Source organism: Paucilactobacillus vaccinostercus DSM 20634 (genome assembly GCF_001436295.1).
In the GTDB taxonomy this organism is placed as follows: domain Bacteria; phylum Bacillota; class Bacilli; order Lactobacillales; family Lactobacillaceae; genus Paucilactobacillus; species Paucilactobacillus vaccinostercus.
On sequence record NZ_AYYY01000021.1, the window covers coordinates 1 to 15486 of the forward strand.

Consider the following 15486-nt stretch of genomic DNA (forward strand, 5'->3'; position numbering starts at 1 on the left):
CCTAGGAAGGCAAGCTTTAATTATTTGCTTGTCTACCCAAGAAGGAGTATAGCCGTCCTTAATTGGATTGGGGCTTTTTTGTTTGCAATTAATATAAAACGTTTACAACTACCGGTTAAAGTAGTAGTATTAAATCAAGCTTTTGGACAATTCTCTTTCTTTAGATATATTTCACATAGGTTAAGCTACCCATTTTGGGTAGCTTTCTTATTTGCAATAATAGTAAAGTAGGTTATAATATACCTAATCTGATAGTAATTCGTTGTTCAGTTTAGAGTTATCCACTTCTGGATAACTCTTTTTTACTCAAAAATGTATTTTGCGACAATGATCAATAACAGCTATATGGTCGTAGGTCAAGTAAGTGGTTTCAAAAATAGTTTTGATGAGCTTGAACGAGCTTATATTAGCTTATCCCATAAGTTGATATAAAATGCTATAATATGACTAATCGAGATTGTGAGACGGGAGCACCCGTCGTAACTGAATAGAGCACTATTCAAATTAAGCCTCTACCTTTAATCGGGTAGGGGCTTTTTGTTAAAATTTTGTAATTATTGATAAAAAATAAATTGTAACATTATAGTAACAATACTGTTCTCAATGCTATAATGATCTTATGGATGGATAATTTTGTATCGAAAGGACTGATATAATTGTATATTATTAAAGTTGGATGCAAATGGATTGGGAAACCCAATAAAAAAGGCAATTTTTGCTTAGTAACTATGGTCAATGAGGCGTATGGATTTGATGAATTTGATAAAGCACATAAATATGCAGAACTTATCAACGGTGTTGTTGTTCCGGAAGTCTAAAAAATAAAATATTATTATTACTTTGCAAGCACGTTAAACGTACAATGCTCGTTTGAAACAAATGTTAAACAATTCGACAGCTTAAGAACCATTAGGTCCCTACTCTAAAAAACTAGAAGTCTTCATCTTAATTGACGCAGGTTTTTTATTTGCAATTAATTTTAGTTGTACTATAATGTACCTACATCCAATAATGACTCGTTAACCGTCATAGGAGCTCTCCAGAAATGGGGAGTTTTTTATTGTTTTAAAAGGCTCTAAAAGGGACGTTAGTAATGGTGCGAAACCATTCTAAAACGGCGTTCCACCAGCACTTGATAGATAATGACGTTTACACTTTCCAATCAAAAGTGTACAAATTGTGTGAATGCTGGTATAAAGCCAATTTGATTTTCATAATAAAAAAGTCCCCAAATAGGGAACTTAGGAACTACATTAATTTCTCGATTTATCAAATTAAAGGAACTCTTCTTTTGTAAAATACCAATTATTCTACGAAGAGTAGAAGTCGAGACAAAAATTGTGTCAAAAAATCACCTCCTGTACCTTATGCATATACTAACACATATAAAATTGTACATTTAAAAATAAATTTAAAAGATTTTCAATTTTGGGTTCATTTTTTAAATCTCATTTATATATAGGCATGTGGATGAATCCAGTCAGCATGAACGTATATTCTTGATACAGTGTAGCTGATAACAATTTTTCTGACGTACACCACAGGTACACCGACAATAATTTGAAATTGATAGAAACCTTATGTATCAATGATGTGGAGAGGTTACTTCGATTCCCGTCACTCGCTTACCAGTACCAGTAAGAATAGACAATAAAAAATAGGAATCCCGTTAAATCAACGTTTAGCGAGGTTCCTATTTTTATTAAATGGGTCAAAAAGGGTTATAATTTCAGAACATTTTGCACATTTTTTGGACTGACCTTTGCCTATTTTATCAATTACTGTTTCAATCTAATTGTCACCTAAAACTTTGTATTCACCAATCAAATATGAGTGTGTCTCGTTTCAAAATCGAAGCACCCTTTTAGAGATATTTTCACCCATATCATTGTGCTATTTTTTTATCGAAATGTTGCAATTTCAGCCAGTTTCTGACGACTGGTACGACTGCCATTTTTGGCGCGTAAGGCTAGTAAGATTGTAATTAAATCAACGACTTCCTGGAAGAGAGCACCTATTAAGGCAGGGATCACACCGGTTGCGGCGATTGCCATTAGGATGATCAAGATCACAATTCCAGTGATCACGTCGATTTTGGTGATCCGCATGGTATCTTGACCAATAGCGACTGCGGCGGCTACTTTACTAAGATCGTCCTTTAAAATGACGACATCTGCTGATTGACTGGCCGCAGTGGCCCCATGTTCACCCATCGCAATACCAACGTCAGCAGCTGTCAGACTTGGCGCATCGTTTACACCATCCCCAACCATGATAATCGGATTGTAGTCTGTTTTCACCGATCGTAAAATTTGGATCTTATCAGCGGGTAATAGGTTGCCATGAATTTCATCGAGTGGCAATGTATTACCGATCTCGTGTGCAATCTGGCTTTGATCTCCTGTCAGCATTACTAATCGCTGCAATCCTAACTGCTTGAGCTCAGTCAGGGTGGCGGGTGTTTCCGGTCTTAGTTGATCCAAAAATGTAATCCAGCCGGCAAACTGATCATTAATACTCACATAGACGGCGGTCCGACTAAGCGACTTGATTGGCTGATCTGTGACATATTTGAGCTTGCCGACACGAATCATTTTGCCTACCACTTGACCTTCGACTCCCTGAGCTGTGACTTCCTTGAGGTTGGTAACGGGCTGTAAGACATCGGGACCAAGGTAACTCACCAGTGATCGGGCTAAAATATGTCCGGAGTGTTGTTCCGCACTCGCTGCCAGTAGGAGTAGTTGTTCCTGGTTCCAAGGGGTCTCTGCGTGAATTGTGTCAACTTCTAGTCGGCCACGAGTTAATGTTCCAGTTTTATCAAATGCAGCAGATTGAGCTTGTGCCAGTTTTTCGATCGTTGTGCCAGTTTTGACGATGATCCCATTTTTACTGGTGCGACTCATCCCCGCAACCAGTGCAATTGGGGCCGCGAGAATCAACGGACATGGCGAGGCAACCACCAATACCTCGGCAATTCGTACTGGGTCACCGGAGATGAGCCATGCTCCGATTGCAATGATGATCGCAATTGCAGTGAACGGTACGGCATAACGATCAGCCATACGGACGAAGTGTGCCGGTTGCGTTTCCGATGATTTAACCAATTCAATGATTGCCTGATACTCACTGTCGGCGGCCTTTTTTTCTGCGATGATCGTGACTGTTGCATCACCATTCACCGACCCTGACATAACCGGGGCGCCCACGTTCTTTGATATGGGGTGTGATTCTCCGGTGAGGGAAGATTCGTCAAATGTGGATTGACCGGCAATTAGTTTACCATCCACTGGTACAAGTTCACCAGGTTTGATGATCAGATGATCGTTCACTGCAACATCATCTACATGAATGTCCACCAGTTGATCACCGCTAATCCGGTGCGCAAACTGAGGCGAGTTGTCGAGGAGAGATTTTAGTTCTTGTCCGGCTTTCTTAGTGGCGTAGTCTTCCAGCGAGTCACCACCTGTGAGCATGATCAAAACGACCAGACTAGCCCAGTATTCACCGACAAGCAGGGTGGCACCGATCGCGAGGATTGCCAATAGATCGATGCCGTATTTTCCTGATTTGAGTGTTTTGATCATGTCGACAAACATCGACAGTGCCACCAACGAACTGGCAATCGTTACGAGCCACCGGCCGTAGGTTTCCAAGTGAAAGGCGAATGTTAACAGTAATGCGATCACTGCAATGAGTAAGGTTAACAGTAGTTTTATTCTGTTTTTCATGGTAGCACCTCCTGTGTCTTCTTTATAATCATTATAACATAGCAAGTAAGACGCACCTATTGATACAGGGATAACAATGCGACGATTCTCATTAGTCTGTTCCGGTGATAACGGCGTCTGTTGTCAATTAAATCATTATTTGATATACTATTGCCACTTCACAGGGGGGTGATCAAATGATACGTAATGTATCTTCCAATGATTCGGGTAATGTCTGTTAGCCGAATCATTAGTCAGGCATTTCCTTTCTAATGATTCACGTTTGAAAGTGAAAGGAATGCTTTATGAAATTAGAACTACAACCTTACCAATACATGCAAATTCGTGAAATTATCGCCGACTTGATCCATAGTTATCAGTCAGTGAGCGATGTTCGGACAATTCAGACCATCCGCGCGATTGCGGTCGAGAAAATCAAGCAGACCATTACCGGCGATTACCCGGAGATTGATGTGCTGATTGAGTATGCCTTGAATGATCACTTACGGCACGGGACAGCTGATAAGTTGTTTGCAAATCTCAAGTCCGATGTGATCCCGTTTGCTCAACCATCCAAAAAGCAGGTTGGAAAGGTTTTTCATAAAATAAAAAAATTAAAAGTTCCTGATTTTGAGACCATCGATCTACGTGAGTGTACGTTTGTCGGGTGGAACGACCTCGGTACCCGTCGTAAGTTCATGCTGTACTACGAGGATGATCAGCTACGTGGGATATCGGGTGATATTTCTAGCACCGTTGTCAAAGGGTTTTGTGCAATTTGCCACCATGAATCCAACGTGGCCCTGTTTACCGCAATCACGAAACGGGGCAGTGAGGGTCAGTACACTAAGAAGGGAAACTATATCTGTACTGATAGCATGCGCTGTAATCAGCAGTTATGTTCGCGGACAGAATTAGATGACTTTTTGGACACTATAAATTAGGCAAGAAAACATCCTTCCTGGGTACGATGAAGTAACCTTTAATGCAGTTCAGTATTAGTATTAGAAGTAGGCATCGTAACCAATTTATATAAAAATTAACAGATGATAATGAAAGTCATGAATCTGAGTGAATGATAATTTAATTATCAAGAAGAATAAACTGAGCATCTACCTTTAATCGGGTAGATGCTCTTTTATTTGCTATTAGTTTGGCTGCATAGAAAATGTGTACTGGTTTCCGTCTTCATCAGATCTTCTTTTTCTATTATATATAAGCATATGGGTCCCAAGCTAGACGTTGGTCATAATTACTGGTGTAATTTGATTAGGTCAGGTTAATCATGGTTCGCTAACAATTATGTCATCGGTTTTGGCTAACTTTTAATAGGCCGATTTTTTGAATGTACTCGGTATGGCACTTTTTTTAGAAGTAAATATCTAAAGCGTAATATTGACTTAATCCACTTTAACGTATTTGGTACACTCCAAGTACATCATTCTGCTAGCCAAATTCACGAACCCATTGACTCCCAATTCAACCTCCTGAATAATCAAAAGCATGGGAGGGCACGATTATGAAGAGGGTAACTCGTTTTATGAAGCGTCACTGGGGATGGTTGATTCTTGGAAGTATCGGAATTATGGTGATAATTGGGACAACGTTTTTCATTACGACGCGAGGCCCACTAGAGCACGTCCACTTGAAATACAGTGGTTATAGCGGTGTTGGTAAGGTAACCGTCAGTGATCGATCGGTGAGTGCAGTTCGAAAACAGCTTGTCAAAAAAGTTGCCACACAGCGACATGAACAGACAAAGGTCAGGCAGACTGTGGGTCTGTCCGCCAGCTGGCAGGAAATATATTTGTACAGCCGTCTTTCCAGCACTTTCGATCAAGAAGAGCTCAACGCAAAGAACATTTTAATGAAATATCCTATTGAAATTCGACCGGCCACCGGTTTAAAGAATGGCGATAAGATAAAATTACGGCTGGCACTCACAGCTGCCGATGCCCGGAAATATCATCTCAGTAACCCGACCATCACGCGGACTGTCCATGGCTTGAAAAAACCGAAACAGACAGTGACAGCTGCCAATCTAAAACAGCAGTTGAAAGTGAGCTTCACTGGGTTTGAAGGGCATGGAGTAGTCATGGTCAGCTCCAAAAGATACGGTAATAAAATGCGGTTCACACTACCGCAAAATGGACATTTAAAGAATGGGCAAACAATTAAGCTAAGATTAGAAGATGACTATCGCTTAAATCAAATGACCCATGGTATAGCTTTCAAAGGAACTAACACCTACCGGGTCCATGGACTCCAGGCGCAAGGTACGATTGCCAATCTGAAAGGCGTTCAATCCTTTTGCGATAGCTATGCCGAGTATGATCGTCAGTTTAATGAAGCCACATGGGTCAAGAAACAACGTTTAGCAATTTATCTCATGCCATTCACGTTAGATCAGGAAGATGATTTATTTATTGATGGCGGTACAAATGAGCGTGCGGAAACGATTTACGTGACTCAACCTAAAAAAGCCCTTTTGGCATCGTCGAGCGCTTTAACAGTTCTCGGTTTATACCGCGTTACGGAACCAAACGGTAAAACTAGTTTAAGAGCATTTGCTCGCAAGGAAATGGTACTGGAAAAGGGCGGCGTCATCCAAATGCGTTTGAGTAAGGGAAAATTTAGCGAAGAAGTCTATGATTTTTCGGATTATTCGCAGGATCAAGTTCAGAACGCCTTAGCTAAATATGGTCAGCAAATCAACTAAGCCACTTATTAAAAGGACACCGACATGGATAGAATTAAATTCGAAATTATCAGAACAGTAGAAAAATTATCGATTAATTTAAATCATCAGCACGATTATCGGGAGTACGAGGTGGTCATTCAAATCAACGAAGATAATGCATATGAAGTCTTTGCGACTGATGAGCGAGTGTTTACGGTACTACAGATGTTTTTGAATCAAAAGCGGCTGCTTTCGAGAATGCAATTGATCGGGCACGGTCAATGAAGAAACTTCACCAATAAGGACGTGCTGCTTTGGATGATATTTAGATCAATATGATATGGCTGATAAGCAACATGAGCAATTATCGATTAGCATTAAAAAGCGGAGTACCCATATGGTCTCCGCTTAAAGTTACTATTTATCTTTGTTGTTGAGTTTGTCTTTCAGACCGTCAGAAGCACCTTTTAAAGTGTCTTTTGCATCGCTTAGTTTTTCTTTGGCCTTACCCAGCGTACTTTGAGATTTACCTTCGGCTTCGAGTTCTTTGTCTCCGGTAACTTTTCCACCTGCTTCTTTAGCTTTACCCGCAAGTTGTTCTTTTTTACTTTCGAATTTTTCGTCTTGAGTCATAGTTAAATCTCCTTTCTTATCTATGAAATAATCTTAACAAATAAGACTCAGATTAATCAAATAATAAGAGTAGATAAAGGACAAAGGCGTGATGGTGTGCAATAGTAAACGAAAAATTCCTGGTGACTAAAAAGTAACTGACAACTTCTAACTATGATGGCAGAATGATGTTCGCCTTACAACAAGACACAAACTAGAGTTGTTGAAAATTGGGAGACTGCTGGGTAGCTTCAACTATTGATCCAGTCTGCCAATTTAAACTTGATGGGTGTTTTTAATTAGTTTTACAGTTTTGGGAGGTCTTTGAAGCCAAAGTCTTCGACGGGATCTTGAATTTTTTTAACGAGTTCACTGATTTTTTTAGCGGGTTTTCCTAATGGATTTAGATGGAGTGGGGATCCGTTATTATTTTTACCAAAAACTCTGATATCTGCATGCTGATTCTTAAATAAGGTAATGATTCGCTGATATTCATCAATGAGTTTAGGATTCTTCAAATTACCAGAAAAGGCCACGACGTCGGGGCTATTAAAGCCCTTGGTGTAATCGACAATTTGAGAGTAGTTATTCATTAATATGAGGTCCAGTGCTGGTGAATCCATTGTTTCAATGACTTCATTCATTACCGTACTCTTGGTTGCTCGGATTGGTAATATGTTAAACATATAGAGTGTGTCATAGTCACGTTTAAAAGTATTTAAGAATCGAGATACAGTTGTGTCTCCGTGCTTTGAGTTGGCATAGGAACAGTTCATTCCTAAACCGAATAAAATTTTCCGTTTACCACTCGGATTGCTGGTAATTGATGATGTGGTGAATGGTGCAATGTAACGAACATAAAGCTTAAAATTTGGAACTGTCGCGTCAATCTGATTCAGTTTCAAGGGGACCCGAACGTTTTCTGGATAAGAGGAATTATATTGCTGCTGATACAGTTGCTGGTCAATTAATGTACTGTATTCATAATCGGTTTTGATATGTTTACGGGTTGGTATAATCGTGCGATCGTGCAATAACATGGTTTGGGTAGCAACCTTTGTCATTTGTGTCACTTCCTTTAACTGGTAATGGGGGTCTTCAGATGAAGCACATTTTTCGTGATTCATCGTTCGTAACAACGTTATTACGTTTTCATCGAAAGCTTAAAGCAGTCGTAGTTTGCTTACTTTTGCTAGTTCTAGTATTAATTTTATGACTTGGTTTCTTGCTGTTCGTTCAGATCCCAGAACTTATCAATGGTTGGTGCGAGTTCATCAAGTGAGTGTAACGAACGATAGTATTGCCAATGTGCAGGAAAGTAACGTCGGTAGCGTGGTGAATCAAAGCGTTGATCCATCAATAAAATGACGCCTTTATCCGTCATGGTACGTACTAATCGACCAGCAGCCTGTAACACATGGTTGAGGCCGGGGAGCTGATAAGCAAACTCGAACCCCGGTTCGCCTTGACTATCAAAGTAGTCACGGAGTAGGTTGTTGTCGGTACTTAACCCGGGGAGTCCAACGCCGACAATGCCAACGCCAATTAGACGATTCGCAGTGAGGTCAATACCTTCAGAAAAAATACCACCAAGAATTGCAAAACCAACCAAAGATTGATCTGGATTGTCTTCAAATGCTGCAAGAAATGCAGTCCGGTCGGCTTCAGTCATGCTGGATTTTTGAATTACCGTTGCAATTTTCGGATAGGCCGTTTGAAAGATCAAACTTACTTTTTCCAAAAAATTGTAGGAAGGCAAAAAAATGAGGTAATTACCGGTTTTGCTGGATACTAACGTTTTTATGCTGGTAACAATTTTTGATAGGTTTACGTCTCGGGTGCGATAGGTAGTACTAATGTAATCAGTAATTAAAATACTTTGATTTTTGGGAGGAAAGGGTGATGGAAGCTGATAGGTTAAGCTTTCTTCATTTCCGCCTAGCACACGTTGATAGTAATCTAATGGAGAAAAGGTTGCCGAAAATAACACAGCACCGCGACCCTTGTCCAAGCAGTCGTGCAGGAAAATACTAGGATCTAGGCACAATTGTTTGAAGGTGATTTGGTAATCTGGGTTATCGCCCAGCGTTATTTTTGTTCGGTAAGTGTCATCGTAATAGTCTGAAATCTTTAAGTAGCTTAAGCAGTTGAAATAGTAATCCAATACGGCCTTGGTGAAGGGGTCTTGTTCACGTTTTTCGTCCCCCAGCCAATCACTAATAGTTTCGGTTAGGTGAGTGACCGCCTTATTAAAGCCTTCGGCAGGGGCAGCCGAAACACTTTCTATTTTATTACTACTCATAAGCGGTCCGGCAAACTCAAAAAATGCTTTACGAAGATCCCTTAAGTCTTGAAGTAGGCGGCGATTACCAGCACCCTTGCCGTGCGCGTCGGCAATTAAGTCGGTCAGCGGGGCTAAGCTCAGTTCTGCCGAGTACATATCACGCGCCCGACTAACCAAGTTGTGGGCTTCATCAACCAAGAAAAAATTATCGTCGTCATGGTCAACTGCGAAAAAGCGCTGCAGATAAACTTGTGGATCAAATAGGTAGTTATAATCACAAATGATGACGTCGCATAGCAGGCTTAAATCCAATGAAAATTCAAATGGATCTAGCATATGTTTGCGTGCGTACGTTTCAATTACTTCACGGGTAATTGCGAATTCGTTGTTGAGAACATCTTTGATTGCTGGTTTGAGTCGATCGTAATAGCCGATCATGTAAGGATTTTCTTCCGGTCTCAGGTCCCGTTCCTCAGGAAATGTGATTGTGTCCTTAGCTGTAAGCGTTATGTTATGAATTTTAAGCCCTTGCGCACGCATCATGGTGAGTGCTTGTTCCGCAACTCGTCGGGTACTTTGCTTCGCCGTGAGATAAAAGAGTCGCTGAATCTGATCTTCACCCATGGCTTTTACTGCTGGAAAGACGGTTGAAATAGTCTTGCCCGTACCAGTGGGAGCTTCAATGAACAATTGTTTTTTCAATCGAAGGGCTTTGTAGACCGAAACTGCCAGTTCGCGTTGACCGGTACGATAGTGATCAAATGGGAATGTAAGGCTCGCAATAGATTCATTTCGATTAAGCCGTAAATCTGCTTGAAGTTGCAGCCAGCTTTCATATTCGGTCAGTACCTCGTGAAAGAATTTTTCGGCTTCTTTGTACGTGTAGGTAATCTGGCGGGTGGTAATTTTCTCGGTAGGACGTTGAAAGTAGGTAAGTTGTAACGTCAGTTTGTGGCAGTTTTCTTGAGTCATCAAAATGTAGGCGTACATTTTAGCCTGTCCCCAGTATAGGGTAAGCGTGTTTTTGCTGAGTTCATCAAATGCCGCATCAGAAGTTTTAATTTCCTCAATTAGTGTCTGGTCCCCATCAATGACAACACCGTCTGCACGACCGTGGACGAGATAGGGAGTGTCTACTAATGAAACTTCAAAGTCCAATGCGTATTCTTTTTGATAGTTTTCTGATCGCTGCTTTTGTAACATCCGATGGATTCGAGCGCCTTCAAGGGCTGTATTCTTACTGTTCATACTGGTGTTTAAGTCGCCAGTTTTTAGGGTGAATTCAATCAGTTCGCGAATTCCCAGCTTTGTGATTGACATGCTGTGCTTCCTTATTTTAAATAGTAAAACTATTATATCATTTTTCGAACGAGTGTTTGTACTGGGCGGAGTAATGTTTATCGACTACAAATCAATTATGAATATAAAAAAATGATATCCAGATGCTGAATTCAACGTCTTAATATCACTTTTAATTATTATAGATTTTTTTAAGAAACCATTTTTAAATCACCACAGCTAATGGCTCCGTGTTTTTTTAGGAAAGAAGCGCTTCTCTGCGTCCATTCGTGCTTGTATTGCTTCATCCATGGTATCAAAAGATTTTAGTAAGACATAGTGGTTTCGAAACATCAAACGTGCAAACCATTTGCCGGAATCTTGATCGTAAGACACGCCAATATGACCACTCTTGTTGCGGCTTGATCTCTTTAATGAGTTATAACAGACACCATCGTCGTTCAGAAAAGAATCGGTCTTGGACGAATTTTTTATCAAGATAGCATTACTGTGAGTTCTTTTTTGCATGACGTCACGGCGCAGACAGCCACAGCTTTTCGTGATGCCATGTTGTAGCCTCGCACCGGTTACAATCACATGGTTACCACAATTGCAACGGCACAGCCAACACGCATTTCCATTTTTATCGCTGGGCTCTGCTTTGATAACAAGCAAACGGCCAAATTTATGATTTAATAAATTTTTCTTTCTCATTATATTCCACCATATCCAACAAATTTCTAAAAAATAAATGGAAACTAATTATGATGTATGAAAACTTAGTTGGGTTAGAGTTTGAATCCATCCGTATCAATTAGTGAGTACAGCTTGAAAGTTATAAATGGGTGTTTTGCAGTAAACCCTAAAACACCTAGGACAAGCGATAACATTTAGTTTTTTAGTAATGTCAGTTGCGGGACAGGAAAAAAGTTTGTGCTTATTAAAATATTGCAGTCAAAGGATTTCAATAAAAGTCGTGAATAGTGTTGAAAATTATAATACAGCTATGATAATGTTTATTTATAATTATGAACATACGAATAATAAGTGTTTTAGAGTTTACGCTAAAGATACTATTTTAGTGTTTATGGTAATAAAGGAATTTACAGAATGAAATTAAGAAATTGGTTAAATTTGCATCGGTTTACGTAGATTTATGAAAAAAATGGTATAAACTAAACGTACTTGTTATAAAATAAGCAATTTATGGAGGTACTAGTTATGGATATTACAGTTGCAATGGCCCGAAAATCTGGCGAACCTTTAACCATCGAAGAAGCCCAGCTTGCAGAACTGAAGAGTGATGAAGTGTTAGTTAAAATGGTTGCAAGTGGTGTTTGTCATACTGATGCAGTTGGACGTGATGCCGGAATGGCAGGTTATCCAGTTGTTTTAGGACATGAAGGCTCTGGCATTGTTCAGGAGATTGGTTCATCTGTTTCAACTGTTGAACCTGGTGATCATGTTGTATTATCGTTTAACTCATGTGGGGTATGTGACAGTTGTCTGTCTGGACACCCCGCTGAATGTGATATACTGAACAAAATTAATTTTGGTGGTCGTCGTAAGGATGGCTCCGCAGCAATTACCCAAAATGGAGAAGCAGTTTCAAACTTTTTCGGACAATCATCGTTCAGTACATATTCAGTTGTGTCCGAACGTGGGGTAGTCAAAGTTGATAAAGATGCCGATTTAAAATTATTGGGACCCTTAGGATGTGGTATTCAGACCGGTGCAGGTACAGTATTGCAGTACTTTAAACCTAAATTTGGGGATTCAATTGTGATTTTCGGTGCCGGTGCGGTCGGGTTATCAGGCGTGATGGCCGCTAAGCTACTTAACATGGCGCATATTATTGTCGTTAATCGCCCAAACCCGTATCGTTTGAACATGGCACGTGAATTAGGTGCCACTGATGTTATCGAAAGCAAGCCGGGAACGGATGTCGTTGCCGAAATTAAGCGAATTACAGGTAACGGAACAGATTTTGCGTTAGAAACGACAGGTGCAGCGCAGTGTATTAAAGATTCAGTTAATGCAATTAAACCTCGCGGAATTGATGCTGTCGTGGGAATCGCGGGAGATGTAACTTTCAATGTTAATGAGGATATCATGTCTGAGAGCAAGACCATTGCCGGTGTGATCGAGGGGGATGCAATTCCACAAATTTTTATTCCTAAAATAGTTAAATATTATCAGAAGGGGCTTTTCCCATTTGATAAGTTAACTAAATTTTATCGGTTTGCCGATATTAATGATGCATTTTCAGATTCTGCAAGTGGTAAAGTGATTAAACCAATCGTTGTATTCGATTAATCTTTTTCACTACTACATTGCACTGCAACAAAAAGTCGTTTTATTTTTAAAAAAGGGCTGTTTGCAAAGACAGATTAAAAAATTAAAAGACATCTTTCGCTGCTATTTATCGGTTTATACCGAAACAAATAGTGGTGGAGGATGTCTTTTGCTGTCTAAGAAAGCTAAATTATGGGATTTTCGTTTGATCGTGGTCCGTAATAAAACGGTTAATATTATTGTCTAAATTGATCAATGTTGTTTTTTCATCAATTTCGCCATTAATGAGTTTGGTTAGCTCTTTTGAAATGATGGTCGTATAAATTTTGTCGCTTTGTTCGTAACCTTGTACCGTGTCCGGAATGACACGCTTTTTACTGATGGGGAAGCTTTCTTTCAACAGAGATTTCCAAGGATAAACATTGTCTAAATCACTGTGTTCGTAGTATTCATTGCGTAGTGTCGATCCACCGAGTAATGAAATGGGAATAGCATTTTCATTCGAACAGGCCCATAAAATAAATTGAATTGCAGCCTCAATGTTTTTCCCAAATGGATTGATTGAAAGACACCAACCACCAAGAACCGGTGAAAGTCCTGGAATCAGCTTATACCCAATATTGCCCGCAACTCTGGATTTTGAAAAGTCATTAATATCAACAGCATCCCCATTGTAAAGTACGCTCATCGCAACATCGCCAGTTGAAAACTCATGGGCTACTTTTTCCCACGTATCAGTTGCCTGATTATGTGACGCATAGAGGTAACTTTCTTTGAAATTTTTTAGCGCGACAAGGGAATTTTTATTATTGATAATGACATTTCCATTGGTATCAAAAACGTCACTGTTATAAGCCCAAAGTCGATTTAAAAAGCTAATGGTTGTTGAAATATTTTGACCTGTGATATTTGAAATTCCATATTTTACGGGGGAGTTTGGATTAAATTCACGCGAGAAATACTTAGCTATCAAGTTAAATTGGGCCCAATTTTCTGGCGGAAGTAGTTCTTCACCATTGGCTAAACGGTAGTTATACCGTAGCATTTTATCTTCGAACAGGTCCTTTTGATAAAATAACAGCTGAGTCCCAGAGATAAATGGTAATCCGAATAATTTACCCTTATAAACGCCATATTCTGACAACATATTAGTCAAAAAACCATGAAAATATTCTGGATATTTTTGCTGAACATGATCAAGCGGTAATAAAATACCTTGATCCGCAAACCCATCCATCCATGCAATATCAACTAAAAATCCGTCATAGTAAGGATCTCGATGAGATTTTTGATTATATAAGTCGTGTTCAAGCTGATTATAAGTTTTGATATCAAACTCAATTTTATTACCAGTTTCGCGCGTGTAAATTTTAGAATACATAACCAGTGCTCTCGCAGCTGGAGAATCGACGAGTTCAAATCTGAGGGGCGCTACGACCTTATTCAGTATGACTGGTTTCTCTTTTTCTTGTATGAATTGAGCTTCGAATTTTTTGGCGACAGATTCGTGAGTTTTACTTTTAGTCATCGAATGAATCAGTCGGTCGGCAATATTTGCACCAATTTTTTGAAAGGAAATTGAAATTTGAGCATCAATATCGACATCATCATCGATCCAATTGCTTTCTTTAATTACAATTAGATAAATATCTTGGATGTTAAGCATTTTGAGCGCTTTGATGGCACCTTTTGCAAGCTGATAATCACTGATAATGATGGCTTGAATTTCAGGATGCTTTTGAAGCATTGAAAAAGCACTGATAAAGCCACTTTCTTGGTTGGAATCAACCGTCTGAACATATTTATTCTCAGCCTTTGGATAATACTTTTGATAAATATCGAAAAAGTTATTTTCATAGACCAAACCAGATTCCATGATCAGACCAGTATTATGAAATCCTTTAGATTTCAAATGTTCCAACGCCTGTTTTAACGCTTTGTCGTACGAGATGGTTGTCACGTCGCCAGTAAAGTTGTAGGAGGCGTACTCACTAACTAGCGCGGAAGGAATGGGAGTGTTTTGAAGCAGATAGGTAACATTATCTTTAAATGGTGAATAGACTAAAATGCCATTCACATGGTGTTCTAAACATTGTTCAATCCCTTTTCTTTCGAGCTGATAATTGTTCTGGGAAACTTTTAAAAAAATATCGAAGTTATTTTCCCGAAGTTTTTTGTCAACTGCAGAAAGGAACGCTAAACAGTCAGCATTTTCAAGGTTGGGGATGATGACACCAACGAGGGAATTGGTTGTTTTTTTTAGATTTCTGGCTCGAACGTCGGGATAGTACGCAAGCTGTTCCATTGCATCTTCAACTTGTTTTACTAATTTTCGGTTATTTGTTTTACCATTCAACACATTTGAAACTGTGCCGACAGAAACATGAGCCTGTTTTGCCACGTCTTTTATCGTCGCCATTTTATAACCCCGCTTCTGAATAGTTTAAGGAGCGTAAAAAAATCGCTCATGAACTTTTCTTGAAAAATTTATTTGAATATCTGTACTATAGCATAATTGAAATTTAGGTACAATACGCATAAAAATAGCTAAAGAAAGCGGTTGCGATTTTTTTGATTTCCGTTTATACTGCATATGAATCGATTCATGAACATTTTAAAATAAACTG

Annotated in this window: 12 protein-coding genes; 6 read left to right on the forward strand and 6 right to left on the reverse strand. The window is 39.4% G+C overall.

Annotated elements, in window-relative coordinates:
• Together FC26_RS13040 and FC26_RS12695 are read left to right on the forward strand one after the other, a co-directional pair.
• On the forward strand, nucleotides 1-231 hold a 231-nt coding region (locus tag FC26_RS13040; RefSeq protein WP_235809472.1), incomplete at its 5' end, for a hypothetical protein.
• Nucleotides 232-656: 425 nt separating this feature from the next.
• A complete protein-coding gene (locus tag FC26_RS12695; RefSeq protein WP_157061054.1) occupies nucleotides 657-818 on the forward strand; it encodes a hypothetical protein in 162 nt (53 codons plus the stop codon).
• Between the two features lie 1083 nt (nucleotides 819-1901).
• Here FC26_RS12695 and FC26_RS04745 read toward each other — a convergent pair.
• Nucleotides 1902-3731, reverse strand: a complete 1830-nt coding sequence (locus FC26_RS04745) for a heavy metal translocating P-type ATPase (protein ID WP_057778273.1) — start codon at nucleotides 3729-3731, stop codon at nucleotides 1902-1904.
• A gap of 284 nt (nucleotides 3732-4015) precedes the next feature.
• Here FC26_RS04745 and FC26_RS04750 point away from each other — a divergent pair, with 284 nt between their 5' ends.
• The 3 genes from FC26_RS04750 to FC26_RS04760 all read left to right on the forward strand — a co-directional run bounded on the left by FC26_RS04750 (nucleotide 4016) and on the right by FC26_RS04760 (nucleotide 6675).
• Nucleotides 4016-4654: a FusB/FusC family EF-G-binding protein gene (locus tag FC26_RS04750; RefSeq protein ID WP_057778274.1), complete on the forward strand. Its 639-nt coding sequence runs from the start codon at nucleotides 4016-4018 to the stop codon at nucleotides 4652-4654.
• 575 nt (nucleotides 4655-5229) lie between these two features.
• Nucleotides 5230-6429 carry a hypothetical protein gene (locus tag FC26_RS04755; RefSeq protein ID WP_157061056.1) on the forward strand — a complete coding sequence of 400 codons (1200 nt, stop codon included), beginning with the start codon at nucleotides 5230-5232 and terminating at the stop codon, nucleotides 6427-6429.
• Nucleotides 6430-6453: 24 nt separating this feature from the next.
• Nucleotides 6454-6675, forward strand: a complete 222-nt coding sequence (locus FC26_RS04760; protein ID WP_057778279.1) for a hypothetical protein — start codon at nucleotides 6454-6456, stop codon at nucleotides 6673-6675.
• Between the two features lie 132 nt (nucleotides 6676-6807).
• Here FC26_RS04760 and FC26_RS04765 read toward each other — a convergent pair whose 3' ends face one another.
• The 4 genes from FC26_RS04765 to FC26_RS04780 form a co-directional block, all read right to left on the reverse strand.
• On the reverse strand, nucleotides 6808-7023 hold the full coding sequence (locus FC26_RS04765) for a CsbD family protein (RefSeq protein WP_057778281.1): 216 nt from the start codon (nucleotides 7021-7023) through the stop codon (nucleotides 6808-6810).
• Nucleotides 7024-7307: 284 nt separating this feature from the next.
• Nucleotides 7308-8066: a DUF1643 domain-containing protein gene (locus tag FC26_RS04770; RefSeq protein ID WP_057778283.1), complete on the reverse strand. Its 759-nt coding sequence runs from the start codon at nucleotides 8064-8066 to the stop codon at nucleotides 7308-7310.
• Between the two features lie 146 nt (nucleotides 8067-8212).
• The gene (locus FC26_RS04775; protein WP_057778285.1) at nucleotides 8213-10606 is read right to left on the reverse strand and encodes an ATP-dependent DNA helicase; all 2394 of its coding nucleotides are present in this window, start codon (nucleotides 10604-10606) and stop codon (nucleotides 8213-8215) included.
• A 198-nt stretch (nucleotides 10607-10804) separates the two neighbouring features.
• Complete coding sequence (locus tag FC26_RS04780; RefSeq protein WP_057778287.1) at nucleotides 10805-11278, reverse strand: AP2 domain-containing protein; 474 nt, start codon at nucleotides 11276-11278, stop codon at nucleotides 10805-10807.
• Nucleotides 11279-11785: 507 nt separating this feature from the next.
• Here FC26_RS04780 and FC26_RS04785 point away from each other — a divergent pair.
• Entirely contained in the window at nucleotides 11786-12880 is a 1095-nt protein-coding gene (locus tag FC26_RS04785; RefSeq protein WP_057778290.1) for an NAD(P)-dependent alcohol dehydrogenase, read from the forward strand.
• Between the two features lie 169 nt (nucleotides 12881-13049).
• Here FC26_RS04785 and FC26_RS04790 read toward each other — a convergent pair whose 3' ends face one another.
• The gene (locus tag FC26_RS04790) at nucleotides 13050-15278 is read right to left on the reverse strand and encodes an extracellular solute-binding protein (protein WP_057778291.1); all 2229 of its coding nucleotides are present in this window, start codon (nucleotides 15276-15278) and stop codon (nucleotides 13050-13052) included.
• Between the last annotated feature and the right edge of the window lie 208 nt (nucleotides 15279-15486).